Annotated in this window: 14 protein-coding genes; 13 read left to right on the top strand and 1 reads right to left on the bottom strand. The window is 38.0% G+C overall.

Annotated elements, in window-relative coordinates:
• A partial coding sequence (gene vgrG, locus WNY79_RS19775; RefSeq protein WP_342876696.1) for a type VI secretion system tip protein VgrG occupies positions 1-2,184 on the bottom strand: 2,184 nt, incomplete at its 3' end.
• A 274-nt stretch (positions 2,185-2,458) separates the two neighbouring features.
• Between vgrG and WNY79_RS19770 the strand changes: the two genes are divergently transcribed.
• The 13 genes from WNY79_RS19770 (at position 2,459) to tssG (ending at position 17,822) form a co-directional block, all read left to right on the top strand.
• On the top strand, positions 2,459-2,956 hold the full coding sequence (locus WNY79_RS19770) for a hypothetical protein (RefSeq protein WP_248280115.1): 498 nt from the start codon (positions 2,459-2,461) through the stop codon (positions 2,954-2,956).
• 21 nt (positions 2,957-2,977) lie between these two features.
• Positions 2,978-3,445 (top strand): type VI secretion system lipoprotein TssJ, encoded by a 468-nt coding sequence (tssJ, locus tag WNY79_RS19765; protein ID WP_170071208.1) that lies wholly within the window; start codon positions 2,978-2,980, stop codon positions 3,443-3,445.
• Positions 3,445-4,785 carry a type VI secretion system baseplate subunit TssK gene (tssK, locus tag WNY79_RS19760; protein ID WP_170071209.1) on the top strand — a complete coding sequence of 447 codons (1,341 nt, stop codon included), beginning with the start codon at positions 3,445-3,447 and terminating at the stop codon, positions 4,783-4,785. Before tssJ ends, tssK begins: the two co-directional genes overlap by 1 nt.
• A 15-nt stretch (positions 4,786-4,800) precedes the next feature.
• Entirely contained in the window at positions 4,801-5,523 is a 723-nt protein-coding gene (gene icmH, locus WNY79_RS19755; RefSeq protein WP_182692313.1) for a type IVB secretion system protein IcmH/DotU, read from the top strand.
• Positions 5,524-5,531: 8 nt separating this feature from the next.
• Positions 5,532-9,203, top strand: coding sequence for a type VI secretion system membrane subunit TssM (gene tssM, locus WNY79_RS19750; RefSeq protein ID WP_342876695.1), 3,672 nt, complete (start codon positions 5,532-5,534; stop codon positions 9,201-9,203).
• Between the two features lie 11 nt (positions 9,204-9,214).
• Positions 9,215-10,207: a type VI secretion system-associated protein TagF gene (gene tagF, locus WNY79_RS19745; RefSeq protein WP_170071212.1), complete on the top strand. Its 993-nt coding sequence runs from the start codon at positions 9,215-9,217 to the stop codon at positions 10,205-10,207.
• Complete coding sequence (locus WNY79_RS19740; RefSeq protein WP_342876694.1) at positions 10,204-11,772, top strand: TssA family type VI secretion system protein; 1,569 nt, start codon at positions 10,204-10,206, stop codon at positions 11,770-11,772. Before tagF ends, WNY79_RS19740 begins: the two co-directional genes overlap by 4 nt.
• Before the next feature lie 76 nt (positions 11,773-11,848).
• Complete coding sequence (gene tssB / locus WNY79_RS19735) at positions 11,849-12,370, top strand: type VI secretion system contractile sheath small subunit (RefSeq protein ID WP_170071214.1); 522 nt, start codon at positions 11,849-11,851, stop codon at positions 12,368-12,370.
• A gap of 10 nt (positions 12,371-12,380) precedes the next feature.
• Entirely contained in the window at positions 12,381-13,907 is a 1,527-nt protein-coding gene (gene tssC, locus WNY79_RS19730; protein ID WP_024594497.1) for a type VI secretion system contractile sheath large subunit, read from the top strand.
• Positions 13,908-14,152: 245 nt separating this feature from the next.
• Positions 14,153-14,638: an Hcp family type VI secretion system effector gene (locus tag WNY79_RS19725; RefSeq protein ID WP_007584479.1), complete on the top strand. Its 486-nt coding sequence runs from the start codon at positions 14,153-14,155 to the stop codon at positions 14,636-14,638.
• A 56-nt stretch (positions 14,639-14,694) separates the two neighbouring features.
• Entirely contained in the window at positions 14,695-15,102 is a 408-nt protein-coding gene (tssE, locus tag WNY79_RS19720) for a type VI secretion system baseplate subunit TssE (RefSeq protein ID WP_170071215.1), read from the top strand.
• Between the two features lie 21 nt (positions 15,103-15,123).
• Positions 15,124-16,842, top strand: coding sequence for a type VI secretion system baseplate subunit TssF (tssF, locus tag WNY79_RS19715; protein WP_170071216.1), 1,719 nt, complete (start codon positions 15,124-15,126; stop codon positions 16,840-16,842).
• The gene (gene tssG / locus WNY79_RS19710) at positions 16,839-17,822 is read left to right on the top strand and encodes a type VI secretion system baseplate subunit TssG (protein WP_170071217.1); all 984 of its coding nucleotides are present in this window, start codon (positions 16,839-16,841) and stop codon (positions 17,820-17,822) included. The genes tssF and tssG overlap by 4 nt, the downstream gene beginning before the upstream one ends.
• Positions 17,823-17,825: the final 3 nt, after the last annotated feature.

The raw sequence follows: 17,825 nt of genomic DNA, 5'->3' as shown, positions 1-17,825 counted from the left end.
GCTTTGTGTTCCATCATCAAATTTAATTGTATAAGGTGCGTTTTTTACAGGGCTGCCATCTTGATAAACATAAAGTAAATCCACTACGCTTGACGTTGTTGCAGCAATACCTGCGTCATTAATGGTTATATCACTAATGCGGCTAATATTGGCAGGGCTTGCATTGCTTGGTGCCCGCGCTGTTTGTGGGCTAGTTATGTCGTAATCAACTGGGCCATCAAAGGTTATAAATGTGCCATCAAGTGTGAGTACGTTAGTGGCGGTAATATCAACATTGCCTTGGCTGTCGAGTTTTATCTCGCCGCCCGCGTTGTGAATAATTAAATCGCCACGTCCGGAGCCCGTTATGTTTATATTATTGTTAGTTTGTAAAAACGTAGAGCCAGTAGGTACATTCAGCTTTAAGTCGCTGTTATTGGTTTTAAGGAGTATGTCGCTTTGGGCATTTACTTTTACTGCACGGCCAGTGAGGAGTGAAATTTCATTCTCGCTCGTAAGGGCGGTATTTTTACCACTGAAGGCTTGGCTGCCACCGCTTTGATAATTTACATGGCTGTTATTTGTGGTTTGCGACACGGTATTTTTAACATCAATAAATTGATTGTTTTTAATAACAAACTGAACATTATTTTGTTCTGTTTCAAGGCATAGGTCGCGCCCTGCGTGTAAATTTATAGTACCGAGTTGGCTTATCCATTGAATAAATTGGCGGCCTGATTTTATAGCATTTAATTCAATATAGTGCTCACTTGCGAGCGTTTGTAAGATGACTTTAGGGGTATCTTTATCGTCATCGAACATGAGTTCATTTTGCGCTGAGCTTAATAAGCGATTATGTGTTGGGTTAGCGGCTGTAACTACGCTTGGCTGGTCGGCGTTTAGTGCAAAACCCATTATAAATGTGTTATTTGGGTCGTTATTAATACACCCAATAAGTACCTCAGAGCCACCAACAAGTGGGAAGTGCCAGCCAGTGGCTTGAGGTTGATTTTCACAAGCATATAGCGCGAGCTTTTTTAGTGCAGGGCTTGATTGAATTACTGGGCGAGCTGTTTTATCAAACTCGGTACGAATACGGTATTGGCCGTGTTCATCTACAAATGCATTACTTGTGAGAGATTCTACGGTTGCTGGAAATACCATGGGCTTAGGTGTATGGGACTCAGGCATTGCTTTGTAAGGTGTACCGCGCTCTATAAATTGCGCTACGCAGTGGTAGTGTGTTTCACCTTCGTGGCTGCTTTCGTCATTTGCTTGATTAAGGGTGTGCTCTATTGCAATACATAGCAAGTCACCACTGGCAAACCCCATATTATCGTCAAGCGAAATTGAGCATCCAGCAAATACATCCGATACGTTACCTGTAAGCGTAACTCGTTTATTGTGTGTGGCTAATGCATTACTAAAGCTTTGTGTTTGTGCTGATGCTTCTGCGCTTGAGTTTGCAGCAGGCTCGAAAAAAGATTGACTGTTACTGGCTACTTTTTGGAATTGTCCATGGGCATTACTTTGCGCTGCATTATTATATAAGGTTTGTGTTACTTCGCTGTGCATAAAGCCGACAAAGTTACCCCAGTACTGGGCGTTCATTCCTGCGTTTGCTTTAACCTCTAATACACCCGTACTTAAATAGGGGCTGTTGAGGTTGCTGTCACTTATAACAAGTGTTTCGGTGCTAGATTCGCTTTCAATCCAGTAAAAAAGACCATGCTGAGACATTAATCTATTAAAAAAGGCCCAGTCACTTTCCATTGCTTGCACACATTGCTTTAAATGCGGTAAGGCGGAGCTTGTCCTAAAAACGATTTGTCCTGATGAATAACCTGCTTTTTGTGCTAAGTAATTTAATACATCTTGTACGTTTACAGTAATAAATACTTTACTGTTTGAGGTGTTTTTTAAGGTAGATAATCGGTCTTGAACGCTTATTTTAAATCGATGTAAATTATTAAATACACCCATATTGGTTACAGATGTAATCAAACCACATTGCTCTCGATATCTTTTGTTTTTATTAACAAAAATTACACTGGCATTGGCAAGTAGTATATCTGTATTGATTTTTACTGAGGATTCAACAGTGAGTGAATAACTAAAGCCTTTATTAATTTTTTCATGGCCATGTAGGTATGTAACATTAAAGTCTTTGTCATTAACCTTCAAAAAAAAATTAGATTTAGTCAAAACGTTGCAATCCCTGCTCGGTAAAATTAGTGGCGTAAACATACCTTTTTGTGTGTTAATGATCAACTGGATAATTGTAACCATAAACAATTAAATTAGATTTATACTTGATTGTTTCATAAATAGGGATGGTGGTGTTTTGTTGCGTATTTTTCATTTATAAACATTAATTAGAGTGTTTATTCTAATTAATTAATCACATTAATATTCCAATACTTTAAACCTTATATAGGTTGACAATAGCAGTAGGGTGTTTGTATTATGCGCCAAATAAATGGATTTATTACTAGCCTTAGACTATGCGTTTTTTAGTTTAACAGATGACAAGGAGCATGTTGTGAATAAAAAAGAGTTTATAAATCAAATAAATAGCTTGTACTCCTTAGCTTGGTCACTTACAGCCAGCGTTTCTTCGCTACTAGACCAGGTAGGTATTCCTGCCCATCGCGTATTTTCTGAAAATTCTATAGAACACTTTTTCTTTTTTTTAAACAATCCTCCTAAAAGCAATGAAAAAGTTACTTTAATTAATGGTGATGTTTCTGTTTATATAAAAGAGCTTTCGTTAATAAATACTAAGTTGATTATGTCTATAGATGATGTTGTTACGCAGTCTTTGTTAGTTGATTCTCAAGAAAAAAGCAGAAAGAAGACCTTGTTTGGTTTTTTTAAAACTAATAAATGGTCTGATTGTGCGAATGTAAGATTCAATAAAGTTATTTGCCCAGTTTATGAAGCTACTCTTTGCAAAACTAATTTTAATTTTAAATAAAAATATTTATTGAGGTAAAAAATGCGCTTTATTTTAAATGCGATTATAGGTTTGTCACTTTCTATAATGTTAACTGGTTGTATGAGTACTAACGTAAGTTTAGATGTTAAGGCAACAGATAACTTAAATTTAAACCAATTTGATGAAGCGTTACCAGTCGTTTTAAAGGTGTATCAACTGTCGGATATACAAACATTTAAAACAGCTACGTTTGAAGAATTATGGAAGTCAGATAAATCAGTTTTGGCTAATAGTTTAATTACATTAGAAGAGCGGACAATTCACCCTTCTGAGCAATCTAAAATTAAGTTTGAACAAGCTGAAAATGCAAAGTTTGTAGCGATTGTTGCTTTATTTAGAGATCGCAGTGGCGATAATTGGAAAGCGTATTACCCGCTTGCAGATGGCCCTGTTAAGTTGTCTACATCATTAGATGTTTTGGTTACAAACAACGAAGTTCAATTACCTGGCGTGGATAAGGCTGAGTAATGAATTTAAAAGCTCCCGCAAAGCCCGTTTGGGCTGAAGGTGTTTTGCTTGCTCAGCAACACTTTCAACTATTTGACGATTATCACGATCAGAATCAGGTTGTACGTCAAGCGCTAATATCACCATTGGCATTTGGTTTACAGCATTTTGCTATTGATGAATCAGCACTTGCTCGCGGTATATTAAAAGTAACTAGTTTTAAGCTACTTTTAGAAAATGGTCGCTTGCTTGATTTTGATCGTCAACATCAAGATGATTTAAAACTAGAGCTTGATAATAACCATCAAGATAGTGTTATTTATATTGCTATTGCTGCAAATAAAACAGTTAGCAATATTGAAGGTTATGCGGCGAGCGGGCAATTAAGCGCATATGAAGCAGATTATATTGATTTAGAAGATAATCATGATGCGTCACGTAGCCGTGAGGTATTAGTTGCAAAGCCTAAATTTATATTACTGTCTGACTCAGATGTAAAAACTTATTTTGACACTATTGCCTGTTTAAAAATAAGTCGTGCGGAAGATGGCTCGTTTGTTTTAAATAAACAGTTTGTGCCTCCTTTATTAAATATAAGTGCATCTGCTTATTTAACTGAGCTGTTAAATAGAACGGCTAATTTAGTTAATGCAAAAGTTAATGTGCTGCTTAGCAGACGTAAAAATTATGGCTCAGTTACTGACTTTGGGCCGAATGAAATGAATACATTTTTGCTACTTAATGCAATGGCTCCATCGGCTAAACGTTTAGATCATCTTAAAAACTTGTCCCTGGTCCATCCTGAACGTTTGTATTGTGAGCTTGTTGATTTAATTAGTTCAGTTTCAATGTTTGAGCACAGTGACTTAGTTAACCAAGTACCACCATACCAGCATAAAAATTTAAGCAATGTATTCGGTCAGCTTGATGGCCTATTAACTCGTTTACTTGAAGGGGTTGTACCTAAGAAAATGGTGGGCTTAAAACTTGAAAAAACCTCTAACGCTATTTATCAAGTTGCCACTATTGACTCTGCAACGTTTACTAACAACGACTTTTATTTAGCTGTGTATTTTGAATCTGAAGACACCAAATGGATTGAAACATTTAGTGATCAAGTAAAAGTAGGTGCAAGCGAAAAGCTCGATATCATGATTTCATCTGCTTTAGCGGGTGTGCAACTAACACATTGTCAGCGACCTCCAAATAAGCTGGCCATAAAAAGTGGTTACGAATACTTCAGGCTTGAGTCGCATGGTTTCATTTGGCAGCAAATTATTGAAGAGCAATCATTAAGCTTATTTGTACCATTTGGATTGCAAAGTGCACAAATTGAAATTGTTACCGTAGCACGTAATTAACGTAGAGTTGAAATTATGCAAGAAGCACAAAAAGAACAAGATTTAGTCGCGTGTATTTCGCCTGTAATTAACGCGCTAACACCATTAAAACTAAAGCAATCTACTAATTTAGAGCTTGGAGAGTTTAGAGAAAATTTACTTACTAGTTTTGATGAGTATGAGCGTAATTGTTACTCGCAACAGGTAACAACAAGTTTAATGCAAGAAGTTAAGTTTGCTCTTACGGCTATGTGTGATGAATTTGTTATGAGCTCTGGTGCTCATTTTAGAATGGATTGGATGTCGCGACCGCTACAACTTGAATTTTTTGGTAACAACCGAGCGGGAGAAGAGTTTTTCGAACGTTTAGGTAAGCTTCGCACTGGCGGAGAGCAAAAGCTAGCTGCATTAGAAGTTTATTATATTTGTCTGCAGCTTGGCTTTGAAGGTATTTATAAAGTAAAAGGCATTGAACAATTAAAAGCGTTAATTGTTGATGTTAGAGCTCAAATTGAAGATATAAAAGGAACACCGAGTTCTCAATTATCTGATAACGGTATACCTGCAGAAGGGTTTGCTATGAAGGTGGGGCGTAATATTCCTTATTGGGTAATATTAGCTATTTGCTTGGGTTCTATTGCCTCATTATTTGCTGGATTTCATTATGTAATTAATAAGCAAGCAACGCAGAGTACTCAGGTAATAGACAACCAAATTGAAGTGCTGACTCAGCTCAATAAAACCAACGAAACACGATAGGTAACACAATGCAGGGAAGAGTTAATAAAAGCGGTTTAGTTCATTTTTTATTGGGCTTGGTATCATCGCGTGCAACGGGCCAACTTATTGGCTTTATAGCTGTTTTGAGTATTGTGTGGTTTGCCGGTCGCATGGTGGGTTTAGATACTACTGATAAAAAATTAATTGCGATGGGTGCTGTAACCGCTGTTTTTGTTTTATTTATTTTTATCCGTTGGTTATGGACTAAGCGTTCAGGCGATAAGTTAGCTTCTGAATTAGCAAGTCATAATGCCGGTTCGAGTGCTGAATTAAGTGAAATTAAAGAAAAAATGCAAGAAGCATTGGGATCTTTAAAAGCATCTCATTTAGGTGCGGGTTATCGTGGTAATACTGCTTTATACGCTTTGCCTTGGTATATGATTATTGGCCCTTCGGCTACAGGGAAAAGTACTTTATTTGCAAATTCTGGCTTACATTTCCCTTACTCTAATTCGAGTGAATTGCATATCCAAGGTTTTGGTGGAACGCGCAATTGTGACTGGTGGTTCTCAGATCAAGCTATTTTAATTGACACTGCTGGGCGTTACACAACTGAGCAGTCAGAAAATAAAGAGTGGTTGTCATTTTTAGCGCTCCTTAAAAAATACAGACCAAAACTGCCTATAAATGGCGTAATGGTGGCCATTAGTGTTGCAGATGTATTAACTTCCGACAGTGAAGAAATCCGTCAACATGTAAAATTAGTACGTGAGCGTATAGAAGAGCTAATTACTCAACTTGGCGTTATTTTTCCTGTATATATTACTTTTACCAAAACTGACTTAATCAGTGGTTTTGAACCTTTTTTTAGTGATTTATCTGAAAAAGAGCGTGAGCAAGTATTTGGTGCGTACTTACTCGACATTAGTGAAGATCAAAAAAATGATCCTGCAGAAATGTTTGAAGTTCGTATGCAGGAGCTATATGAGCGACTGTGCGAACAACGTTTAAGCAAAGTTGCACGAGAGCGCAACGAGCATCGTAAACAGCTAATACTTGATTTTCCTAATCAATTTCAATCAGCTTCAACTAAGCTAACTGAGTTTGTTAACTTGCTGTTTAAGTCTAATCCATATCAAGAAGTTCCTTGGTTTGCTGGTGTTTATTTTACATCGGGTACGCAAGAAGGTACGCCTATTGAACGTATTACTAATGGTGTACGAGATCAATTTGGTGCGGTTGTAGTTGACCAAAAACAAGAAAGTATTACTCAAAGTTATTTTATTAATCGCGTATTTAATGATGTTATTTTTAAACTACAGGATTTAACGCGAGGAAATAGAAAAAAACGGTTAGTAGGGCGCTGGTTAAAAGGTTTAACAGTGACTTCAGGTTTGGCATCTATTGCAGCAATCACAGCACTTCTTATTACGTCATACACGAGTAATCAATTATTACTTAATCAAGGTGAGTCGCGCGTAAAAGCAGTTGTTGAAGCTAACGTAAATAAGGCAAAAGATGAGCAGAAGCTTGCTGCTACATTAGCGCTGTTTGAGCACTATGGTCAGCTTAAAACTTATGAAGATTCACTTCCGTGGTATTTTATATTTGGTATTTATGAAGGTGATGAAACCTTAGATAGCGTTGCAAATGTGCTATTTAATCAGATGAATCAGCTTATTACTTACCCAGGTGAAGAGTATCTACTTGCACAAATAAAGCAGTACGAAACTCAGTGGTTTGATAATGAAGATGAAGCAAAAGCAACTATTCGTCAGCAGTATTATGATGCACTAAAAATGCATTTAATGATGAGTACGAACCCAGAGCATATTTCTTCAGAGTTTGCTAAAGAGCAATTGCTTAATTTTATTGCTGAGCATTTTCATATAGACATAAATGCACAAGAGCAAGCGCCAATTTATACACAACTAAGTAGCTTAGTTGATATGTACCTACAAAATATGGGTAACGATATAGAGCAGCCGGGTAAAATTGCATTTTGGCAAACTAACGAAACATCGATAGCGCTCGCGCGAGACAACTTAAATACCCAGCCTGAAGCTTTCCCGTTATATCAACAAGTCATTACAAGTTTTGCTGAGCGTAAAAAGCCATTATTGTTAAATGACTTTATGATTTCTAAAAATCGTGATGTATTTAAAAGTAGCTATAAAATCCCATATGTTTATACAAACTTAGGGTGGCAGGAATATGTATTCCCAGAGATTAAACGTATTTCACGTTTGGTGTTCTCAGGTGACTGGGTTATGGGTTCTAGCGATGAAAATGGTCAAAATGTTGTTGACGAAGCACAAGCTGAAACCTTGGCAAAGGCTATGCGAGCATATTACTTTAAAGACTACGGCAATACTTGGTTTGCTTTTATAGATAGCATAAAAGTGCCTGCATTTAGAGATCTAAACGATGCAAGTATCGACTTTGCTCGCCTTTCATCAATGGACGGCCCTTTTAACGATTTAATGAAACTAATTAACGACAATATTACGCTCGCTGACGCGCCTTTGAAAAGCCAAGCTTCAATAGGTAAGACCGCTGCTGATGTTGCAAATAAATTAGCTTTAAACACGCCAACAATTACTCAAATGAGTACGGTTAGAGCGCCAGAGCTTGAAAGTCGATTCGCTGACTTAAGACGCTTTGCACAGCCTAATGAAGATAAGAATTCTTCTGATTACCTAAGACAATACATTAGTTCATTAAGTAGCATCCATTCAGACATTAAAGCAATGGCAGCGAGTAATGAAGATGATGCTCAAGCAATGATATTTGCGCAGGACTTACTTTCAGGTAATAGCCAAAGTAATGCATTACAGTCTTCGTGGATTATTATTGAGAGCCAAACTCGAGCACTAGACCCTCAAACCAAAGAAACGCTAGATAAGCTATTTAAGGCTCCGCTTCATGGTGGTATAGCGACTGTTATGGCAAAAGCACGTACTCAGCTTAACCAAGAATGGGAAAACCAGGTTTATACTATGTATAACAGTAGTTTAGCTGGTAAATATCCATTTAACTTAACTGGCCCTGATGCTGCGATAGCAGATGTTTCTGAATTTTTAAATTCTGAATCAGGAATTTTATGGAGCTTTATTAACACCCAGCTCAAACCATTTATGAAAGTACGCCGCGGTGTATGGGAAGAAAAACAATGGAATGGTGTAGGTATTGGTTTTAGCCCGCAATTACTTGATGGTTTAACTAAAGCAAATAAAGTAACTCGTTCGTTGTTCTCTAGTGGTGCTGATAGTGCTGGTTTTACTTTTCAGATGATGCCTGTTCCACACCGAGGTATTCGTGAAACATACTTAGGCTTTAGTGAGCAAGGTTATCGTTATCGCAATGAGCCTGAAGAATGGCGTAATTTTTCGTGGCCTGGTCGAGGGGCTGCAGAGAAAGCGGTTCTGTATGGTTTAGATAATAAAGGGCGTCGTATTTCTATCGAGCAAGACGGACCTTGGGCACTACTAAAAGTGCTTAACTCAGCCAGTGTTAAGTGGATCAAAGGCACCGAGTTTTTAGCAACATGGGAATTAAAAGATAAATCTGATGAGGTGTTAACAGTTCAGTTTTCTCTTAAATCAGGACGCAACAGCGGTATATTTTCAAAATACATGCTCACGTCGTTTGCATTGCCAAGTTCTTTGTTTTCACAAAGCCCTGGTTTGGCTCAATCGCAGCCGCGAACGATGCAATAGGCAGCCTAGCAATGTTTAATTTATTTACTAAAAAGAAAATACCGACACTAATTAAACAACATAGTTTTGGTTTTATGGGTAAAACACCGATAAGACCAGACTTTGTAAAGCTTAATATATCATCTAGAGAATCGGTTGCATTTGATCATTGGTTACAAGAGGGCTTTGCACATTTAAACCGTGGTAGAAAAACAACGGATACAAGCCACTTGAATGGAACTAAGTCATTGTTCTTTATATCTGGCAATGCTGATGATGGTGGTTTACTTGGAGTTTTGCAGCCAAGTAAAGATAGCAGTGGTCGTTTTTACCCATTTAGCTCTTTTGTACATAGTGGGCTTGATACATATAAGCGTCACCCGGCTTTTCTATTTTTATTTGCAAGCCAAGTAATAGAGCATCTTTTAGGTGTAAATGAAAATATTAAACAAGCTGCCAGTATTAATGAAATGGAGCAAAAAGCACAAGATTATAACCGCGTAGCTGATGCACTTAAGCAGCAACCAAACTTAACGTTAGAGCTTGATAAACTTAGAACTATTCCGATGAGCGTTTTTTGGCAGCATTTAGGCTTGAACGATATTGCTAAAAGAGCAATTTTAATTGAAGAGCTATCGGCTGTGCTTAAATCTATCGCTAATAGAGGGTGTTTAAGAAGTCAGTTTGGTATTCGCCTACCAATGCCTAGTTTTAGTCATGAAAGTGCCTTAGTCGCCGGCTTTTGGTTGCACTTAGTTGCGTCTATGGTGGCAGATCATAATTGGCAGCCTTGGTTTTTTTATCAGTTAGGTGATGATAATCAAGCGCCTAGTTTAACTATTTTTTGTAGACCTATTCCAGCGTCGTATTTTAATAGTGTGTGGGAATACGATAAAAAAACGAATGACATTGTTGATCTATGTAACTTAAAAGTAGAAAAACAGCCGTCTTCACAAACACTTAATTTTGCTGATATGGATAACGTGAGTGTTTACGATGCACTTCGTCGTTGGTGTAAGTCATGAATAATACACCTCATACACATACCACCTGGATTGAATGGCTTGAAGCATTAAGTGCTCCTCTACCGGGGAACAAATGCGGAGAAGATTTAAAGTATGAAGAAACGTTTAAAGCATTAAAAGCATCTTCATCAGGAGTGGGGGAAGTTGACTTTAAAGTGATGTTTATACAAGCATCAGACTTACTCAACACTCAAAGTAAAGATTTACGCATAGTAAGTTATTTAGCACTAGCTGCAACAAGTGAGTTTGGGGTTACAGGTTTAACGCATACGTTACTGTTATTTAATCGTTTGTTGACTACTTATACGGATGAGGTTCATCCCTTCAAAGCCAGAATGCGCGCTGCAGTTAATACATGGTTTTTACAGCAGCAAGAACGTTTAAAGGGTGTTGCCCAAGGGCATGATACAAACGCTGAACAATGGCCTGAACTTATAGCTGCCTTGACTCAATACAATGAGCAGTGTGTTGGGCTGCTAGACAGCGAATCAGGCCCTCTATCGACTTTGAATGAGTGGGCTAAAGAGCAAGAAAAGCGAAACCCAGTACCTGTAGCTGAACCAGTGCAAGAAGAAAAAGCGATTAGTACAGAGCAAAAATCAGCTGAAAATACGGGTGTAACAGCTCCAAAATCAGAAGCTAGTAGTACCGCACCTGCATCAGCTGCTAGTCAGCTTAGTATTGGTAATGCTGATATTGCTTCAGATTCAGCGTATTTAAGTGCGGTTAGGCAACTACTTAACTTTGATAAAGAACAAAATAACATTGAAAGAGTAATAAAGTTATCGCGAGCTGCGCGTTGGACAAGGTTGGCACTACCCGCTAACGAAAATGGAAAAACGCGTTTACCCGCTCCAAGGGCTGCAGCATTTGCTCCAATTGAAAATGCATTGGCAAGTGAACAGCCTGAACAAGCTTTAAATTTAGCCGAAGGGTTGTTTATGGAAGGGGCTATGCAATTTAATTTAAATCTTCAAGTGCTTAGTTTAAATGCATTAAAAAAATTAAATAAATTGCCGCTTGTTCATTGGCTTGAGCAACAATTAGTTAATTTAAATGAGCAGTTTCCTGCTTTAGTTTCCCTACAGTATGACGATGGAAGTCCGTTGTGTTCATCTGTAAATAAAGAGTTTTTAAAAGAGTTATCACATTCTGCAAAAACAGAGTCTGTTAGCTCTCAAAGTAGTGCGTTTGATGAGCAATACAGCGAATTAATACAAGATGTCGAAAAAGGGCAGTTATCGACGGCATTAATTAAAGTCGATCAAATAAATATTTTAAACGACTTTGATAAAGCTCAAGCGCAATTATTAAAGGCTAAGTTATTAATAAAAGCTGAGCATTATGAACATGCTTTAGCGTTGTTAGGTGTGTTACTAAAACAAATAAAAGCGCATGATTTAGCGCAATGGCAACAATGTTTTTGCATGGAAGTATGGCGATTTTCCAAGCAGTGTTATGCAAGTTTGTCACAAACGCCAGAAGATGAAATGAGTTTAGCTGCTAAACATATTAGTCAGCAAATGATGGTAACTAACCCTGCACAAGCATTAGCGTGGGTTTAGTTACAAGGGCTTGACTAATATGTCGAGGTTTAATTGGAATTGAGTCGGTAGATAACCAAACTGCAAAGGAAAAAACATGAGTGATACATTTCAAAAAGAGATCCCCAGAGCTCGGATCAATATTTCGTTAGAGCTTGATACAGATGGCGCTTCACAAAAAAGTGAGTTGCCATTAAAAATGCTAGTAATTGGTGACTACTCAAATGGTCAAAATAGCCAAGAACTATCTGAGCGTGAGCGCGTAACAATTAATAAAAATAATATTGAGCAAGTGCTTAAAGATATGGCGCCTAAAGCGAATTTTCAGGTAGCGAACAAAATTAAAGGTGACGGCGAAATTAGCGTAAACCTTGAGTTTGATTCTTTTAAATCGTTTGACCCAGAATCAGTTGCTTCTCAAGTGCCAGAGCTTAATAAAATGATGGCGATGCGTAATTTACTTCGCGATCTTAAATCTAATTTATTAGATAACTCATCACTTCGTAAAGAATTAGAGCGTGTATTACAAAATCAGCCAGAGCTAGATGAATTAAAAGCTAAACTGGATGAAATCGCGCCGCTAGCGTCTGAAGATGAAAAACAACCAATAACTGAATAAGGAGATTACCATGTCAATGCAAGAACAATTAAATGTTGCCGCGCATACCACGGAGCAAGCTCCTTTATCTACTTATGAAAATATATGTGGAATGGTTGATATTTCTCCAGTTTCAGATGAAATCAAACTTGATTCATTTAGAGATGCAAGCAACCTAGCTGAAACACGTGCAAATGAGCGCTTAACAGCAGCTATAAATGTATTTTTAGATATGGCTAGTAGCAGCGGTCAAGAAGTAACGCGAATTGATAAATTACTTTTAGATGATTACATCGCAAAAGTAGACATTATTATTTCTCAGCAGTTAGACCAAATTTTACATCATCCAAATTTTCAAAAAATGGAATCAGCATGGCGCTCGTTACGCTACTTAATTAGCCGTACGCCTAACAACGCTAATATCAAAATAGAAATGCTTGATGTAGATAAAGAAACTCTAAGAGATGATTTTGAAGAGGCGCCTGATACAACGCAATCTGCACTATACAAGCATGTATATACTTCAGATTACGATACGCCAGGTGGTGAGCCTGTATCGACAATGGTTTCGAACTTTGAATTTGATTGTTCTGCACCCGATGTATCGTTACTGCAAGAAATATCTCGTGTATCTGCGGCCGCGCATTGTCCGTTTATGGGCAGTGTTGGTCCTAAGTTTTTTCTTAAAGACTCATTGGAAGAAGTGTCTAAAATCCAAGATTTGGGCTCTTACATGGAACGCGCTGAGTTCCTTCGTTGGAAAAACTTCCGTGAATCAGAAGACTCTCGCTACATTGGTTTAGCATTCCCGCGCTTTTTACTGCGCCTACCTTATGGTGAGACAAATCCTCTTCGTAACTTTAATTACCAAGAAGATGTAAGTGCGCAGCATCATGAGCGTTACTTATGGGGTAATGCAACATTTGCATTTGCTGCAAACATTATTCGTAGCTTCCATGATAACGGTTGGGCTGTAAATATTCGTGGGCCGCAATCAGGTGGTAAAGTTGATAATCTTCCGCTGCATTCATTTGAAGCTGGTAAAGGTGTAGAAACTAAAATACCAACTGAAGTACTGATTTCTGAAACTAAAGAACTTGAATTTGCTAATCAAGGTTTTATACCGCTTAGCTATTATAAAAATTCAGATTTTGCATGTTTCTTCTCAGCTAATAGTGCCCAAAAGCCACAGGTTTTTGAAACAAATGAAGCAACAGCTAATGCAAGAATTAACTCACGCTTACCATATATTTTCTTAGTATCGCGTATTGCGCATTACTTAAAGGTTTTACAACGTGAAAATATTGGTTCAAGCAAACCTCGTCATGAATTAGAGCAGCAGCTTAATGATTGGCTTGGCGCATTAGTAACTAAAATGAACAACCCAGATGAATCTCTTATTGCTACGCATCCACTAAAAGATGCGAAAGTAACTGTAGCAGAAATTCCGGGTAACCCTGGTTATTACAGAGTAAGTACATACATTGTACCTCATTTCCAAGTTGAAGGGATTGATGTTCGTTTAGCGCTAGTAGGGCAAATGCCTGGCGAAAAATGAACTGCTACGCCGCCAATGAAACGGATTTAAGTACTATCAAATGCGTCTATTTGGTGAGTAGTTGGCAGGTGTACATAAAGGATTAAGACTTATAGTCTAAAAAATTGCCCCAAGTTGGTTGCATCCAACTTGGGACATATTCCCCAGTGGCATGAAGCAGAGGGCTTTTTGGGGGGCATAAACATTGCTGTTTATGCCAATGCCAACTAACAGGAAACACTTCATTCTAAAAGGAGAATAATGAAATGGCAATTCCAGCGTACATGTGGTTAAAGGATGACCAAGGTAATGACATCAAAGGTTCTGTAACTGTTGCAGAGCGTGAAGGTTCAATTGAGATCCTACACTTTGATCATGAACTTCGTATTCCTACGGATAACGATACAGGTGAACTTACAGGTACTCGTAAGCATGAACCTTTTGTAATTACAAAAGCTGTTGATGCGGCTACGCCGTACTTGTACAAAGCGTGTTCAAACGGTCAAACACTTAAGCAATTAGAGCTTAAATGGTACCGTATTGATGACACAGGGACTGAGCGTGAATATTTCTGCCACAAGTTGGAAGATGTAAAGATCACTTCGATCTCACCAACAATGCATAACGTTAAAGACTTAGACAAGGAGCGTTACCCGCACCTTGAAACAGTTTGTCTACGTTACAAACGCATTACTTGGACTTACTTAGATGGCAACATCGAGTTCTCTGACTCTTGGACTGAAGGTCGTTAATTAGTCAGTAATTTTGAAGGATATGCGCAAGCATATCCTTTTATTGAGATGTAGATATGGCGTTATTCGATTTTTTAACTCAACCAGTTACACGTAATGGTCATCATGGTTTTCAAACTGATGAGCAAGTCAGTGTGTGCAAGCATTTAAATGAACTTTTAAATGCAAGAAGGGGCGTGCTAAAGCACTTATCTGACTATGGTTTACCCGATGTAGAGGATATTTACGAGGGGTTACCATACTCGCAACACACGTTAGCGTTTGAAGTTAAAAAATTGATAGAAAAGTACGAGCCACGCGTACGATATGCAAATGTAACACCTGTTGAAATTAAAGAAGATAATTGCGTAATAAGGTTAGATATTCAAGCGTTTTTAACGAGCGGGCAAAGTATCAAGTTAAATACCCGATTTGAATCTGGCGGTAAAGCAGACGTTATGCAACATGCAAAAAACACTAATTAATATTATTTAAAGGATTGATGAATGCAGCAATATTTTGATGCACAAATGCGCTTGTTAACCCAAGCTGGTAAGCAGTTTGCTCAGTTTTATCCTGAGCATGCAGGTATGCTTAACATTGATGCATTAAAAGATAGAGACCCTCATATTGAGCGCTTATTAGAAGGTGTGGCGTACTTAACTGCGCATACTCAAAAGCGTTTAGATGAATCAGTCCCAGAGGTTTCAGAGCAAGTGCTGCGTCAACTGTGTCCAATACTGTTAAGTTATTATCCTTCTAGTACTGTGGTGCAATTTAAGCCTAAATTGGCTATGCAAAAAACACATTCTATTTCAAAAGGTTTACAGCTCAATCCTCCTAAAGCAAAAACCGATAATAAAAAAATAATTTTTAGCACAACTCACGGTTTAGACGTTGTCCCATTAGATGTTGAACATGTTAGATACCAAGAGTCGCATTTGGGTGCAGAGCTGCGAATAGGTCTTAAGTTTGTATGCCAAGGTGAACGCAGCAATTTTGATTTATCTAAGCTAAATTTTTATTTACGTGGCGATACACCATTATGCAGTGCTTTATTTCAGTTGTTAAAAACACCTAATAAACAAGCTGAACTTGATTTTGGTGCTAACCATTTTGAGTTTAATAAAAAGTTAAAAGCCAAAGGCTGCAGTGCTACTTATTTAGATATAGATGGTGCTTTACTCCCTACTGCGGCTAAAAGCCATCCCGGATATGCACTATTACTTGATTATTTTAATGCAAAAGATCGGTTTTATTTTTTAACATTTGATGGTTTAAAAGACGAAGAGTTTCCTGAGCATATTGACCGTTTTGAAATCGTATTCAGGGGGGATAATAAATTACCGCCGGGTCATCAGTTAAGTAAAGAAAATATTTTAATCAATTGCGTGCCAGCAGTTAATTTATTTAGCCAAGCCGCAGAGCCAATTAAAATAGAGCCTAACCGTACTGATTATATGATAAGTGCAGACCAGACTCGTTTTGACCACGTTTTTAGCTACACGGTTGATGCAGTTGCAGGTCGAAACTCTATAACCGGGCAATCGTATGATTACACGCCTCGTTATCAAAGCGTATTTGAAGACGAAAAAAAGCTATTTACTGTGCTCACAAAAGATGTAGGTGCAGCAGCCCCAACTCATTATTTACAACTCCCTTTTAATTTAGAAGATGAAAAAGAAACTCTATCAGTTGATTTAACTTCTTTTAATGCAGGTTGGCCTCGTCAGCTTTTGCAAGAGGGAGACTTGAACGAAGGCGGAAAAGACATGCCGAGCATCGTTGAGGTTAAAAATGTTATACGCCCAACTAATTATTTGGCATGTCCAAGCCAGCCAAAGCATTGGCAGCTTATTAGCTTATTAAATGTAAAGTTTTCACAAATTACGCAAGTCACAGAACTAAAAAGGTTACTTGTGTTGTTTGATTGGTCTGATAAAGCTGAGAATCGATTACGAATTGAAAGCATTTTAAAAATAACAGCAACGCCGATCAGTCAAATTAAACGCGGAATATTTATCAAAGGGGTTGATGTACTTATTGATATTGATGAAAGCAAATTTGTTGGTGATGCTGACTTATATCATTTTTGTAATGTATTGCATGAATTCTTTTTAATGTATGCCCCTATAAACGAAAGCGTTCAAACGCGTGTTAATGCAATTCCTAGTTATAAATCATGGAGTTGGGATATTGAACCAGGTAAGAGCTATCAGCTATGAGTTATGCTGAGAAAAGCCATGCGCATCCTGTTTGGTCTAAGTTACCCGCCCCAATAGAGCTACTTATAGAGCAGCCTTGGCGGTTTAACTTATTTAAAGCGATGAGCTTAATAGAAAAACACTGGGCTGCGCCTCAAGAACTAGAGCAAGGGATCAGTAATAGGGTTGTTTTTAAACCTTTTAAAGAGCTTGGTTTTCCGGCTACTGATGTACGCGAATGTGTATTAGAAAATGACGGCAGGGGAAGATTAAGCTTATCGACCTCTTTTTTAGGCTTGTATGGTGTAGATGCACCTATGCCACATTATGTATTAGAGCAAGCAGCAAGTGATGAACAAAGCGGTGATCGCGTTCGTCAGTTTTTAGATATATTTAATCATGTACTTTATTGCCAACTTTTTCAGGCCTGGAAAAAGTCGCAAATTAATATAGCAGGCAGAGGCGCGAGCCAATTTGATGGGTTAGTTGAATCTATTTTATTGGGAAAAACTGATCAAAAAATTCAGTGTGGTATTGCAAGTTTAAAGCAAACTAGCGCTGCTGGTTTAACGCAGCTTCTTAAACATAGCTTAAATATAGATACGCTAAAGGTTGACGACACACGAGCTAATTGGCAAAAAATAGATACGCCAAGCGCAATAGGTGAAGAAAGCCAAATGGTTTTAGGTAACTCTGCAGTACTTGGTACAAAGGTATTGGTTAGCGGAAGTATTTTAACAATAGATATAGGCCCGGTTAATAGTGATACAGCCATGAGTTTAACGCCCAGAAGCGAAGAAGGTATAAAAATGGCGGCACTATTATTTGCGCATTTACCAAGTAATGTAGAGTGGGTTTGCCAAATAAAGGTAGCTAATGAGGCGGTTGCTGAGCAAGCACTTGGTCAGCAACCGCTAGTACTTGGACACAATTCATATTTAGGGGCTGCAGCTGCAAATACAACAACACATAGCTACAGTCATCAACAGTATAAACACTAAGGA

The sequence above is a fragment of the Pseudoalteromonas sp. AS84 genome, from assembly GCF_038900255.1.
In the GTDB taxonomy this organism is placed as follows: Bacteria; Pseudomonadota; Gammaproteobacteria; order Enterobacterales; family Alteromonadaceae; genus Pseudoalteromonas.
This window is presented reverse-complemented; position numbering and strand designations above follow the sequence as displayed.

Bases quoted from the DNA above. Each gene is read 5' to 3' on its own strand.
- WNY79_RS19770 (WP_248280115.1), top strand. From the start codon at position 2,459: ATGGATTTATTACTAGCCTTAGACTATGCGTTTTTTAGTTTAACAGAT.
- tssJ (WP_170071208.1), top strand. From the start codon at position 2,978: ATGCGCTTTATTTTAAATGCGATTATAGGTTTGTCACTTTCTATAATG.
- tssK (WP_170071209.1), top strand. From the start codon at position 3,445: ATGAATTTAAAAGCTCCCGCAAAGCCCGTTTGGGCTGAAGGTGTTTTG.
- icmH (WP_182692313.1), top strand. From the start codon at position 4,801: ATGCAAGAAGCACAAAAAGAACAAGATTTAGTCGCGTGTATTTCGCCT.
- tssM (WP_342876695.1), top strand. From the start codon at position 5,532: ATGCAGGGAAGAGTTAATAAAAGCGGTTTAGTTCATTTTTTATTGGGC.
- tagF (WP_170071212.1), top strand. From the start codon at position 9,215: ATGTTTAATTTATTTACTAAAAAGAAAATACCGACACTAATTAAACAA.
- WNY79_RS19740 (WP_342876694.1), top strand. From the start codon at position 10,204: ATGAATAATACACCTCATACACATACCACCTGGATTGAATGGCTTGAA.
- tssB (WP_170071214.1), top strand. From the start codon at position 11,849: ATGAGTGATACATTTCAAAAAGAGATCCCCAGAGCTCGGATCAATATT.
- tssC (WP_024594497.1), top strand. From the start codon at position 12,381: ATGTCAATGCAAGAACAATTAAATGTTGCCGCGCATACCACGGAGCAA.
- WNY79_RS19725 (WP_007584479.1), top strand. From the start codon at position 14,153: ATGGCAATTCCAGCGTACATGTGGTTAAAGGATGACCAAGGTAATGAC.
- tssE (WP_170071215.1), top strand. From the start codon at position 14,695: ATGGCGTTATTCGATTTTTTAACTCAACCAGTTACACGTAATGGTCAT.
- tssF (WP_170071216.1), top strand. From the start codon at position 15,124: ATGCAGCAATATTTTGATGCACAAATGCGCTTGTTAACCCAAGCTGGT.
- tssG (WP_170071217.1), top strand. From the start codon at position 16,839: ATGAGTTATGCTGAGAAAAGCCATGCGCATCCTGTTTGGTCTAAGTTA.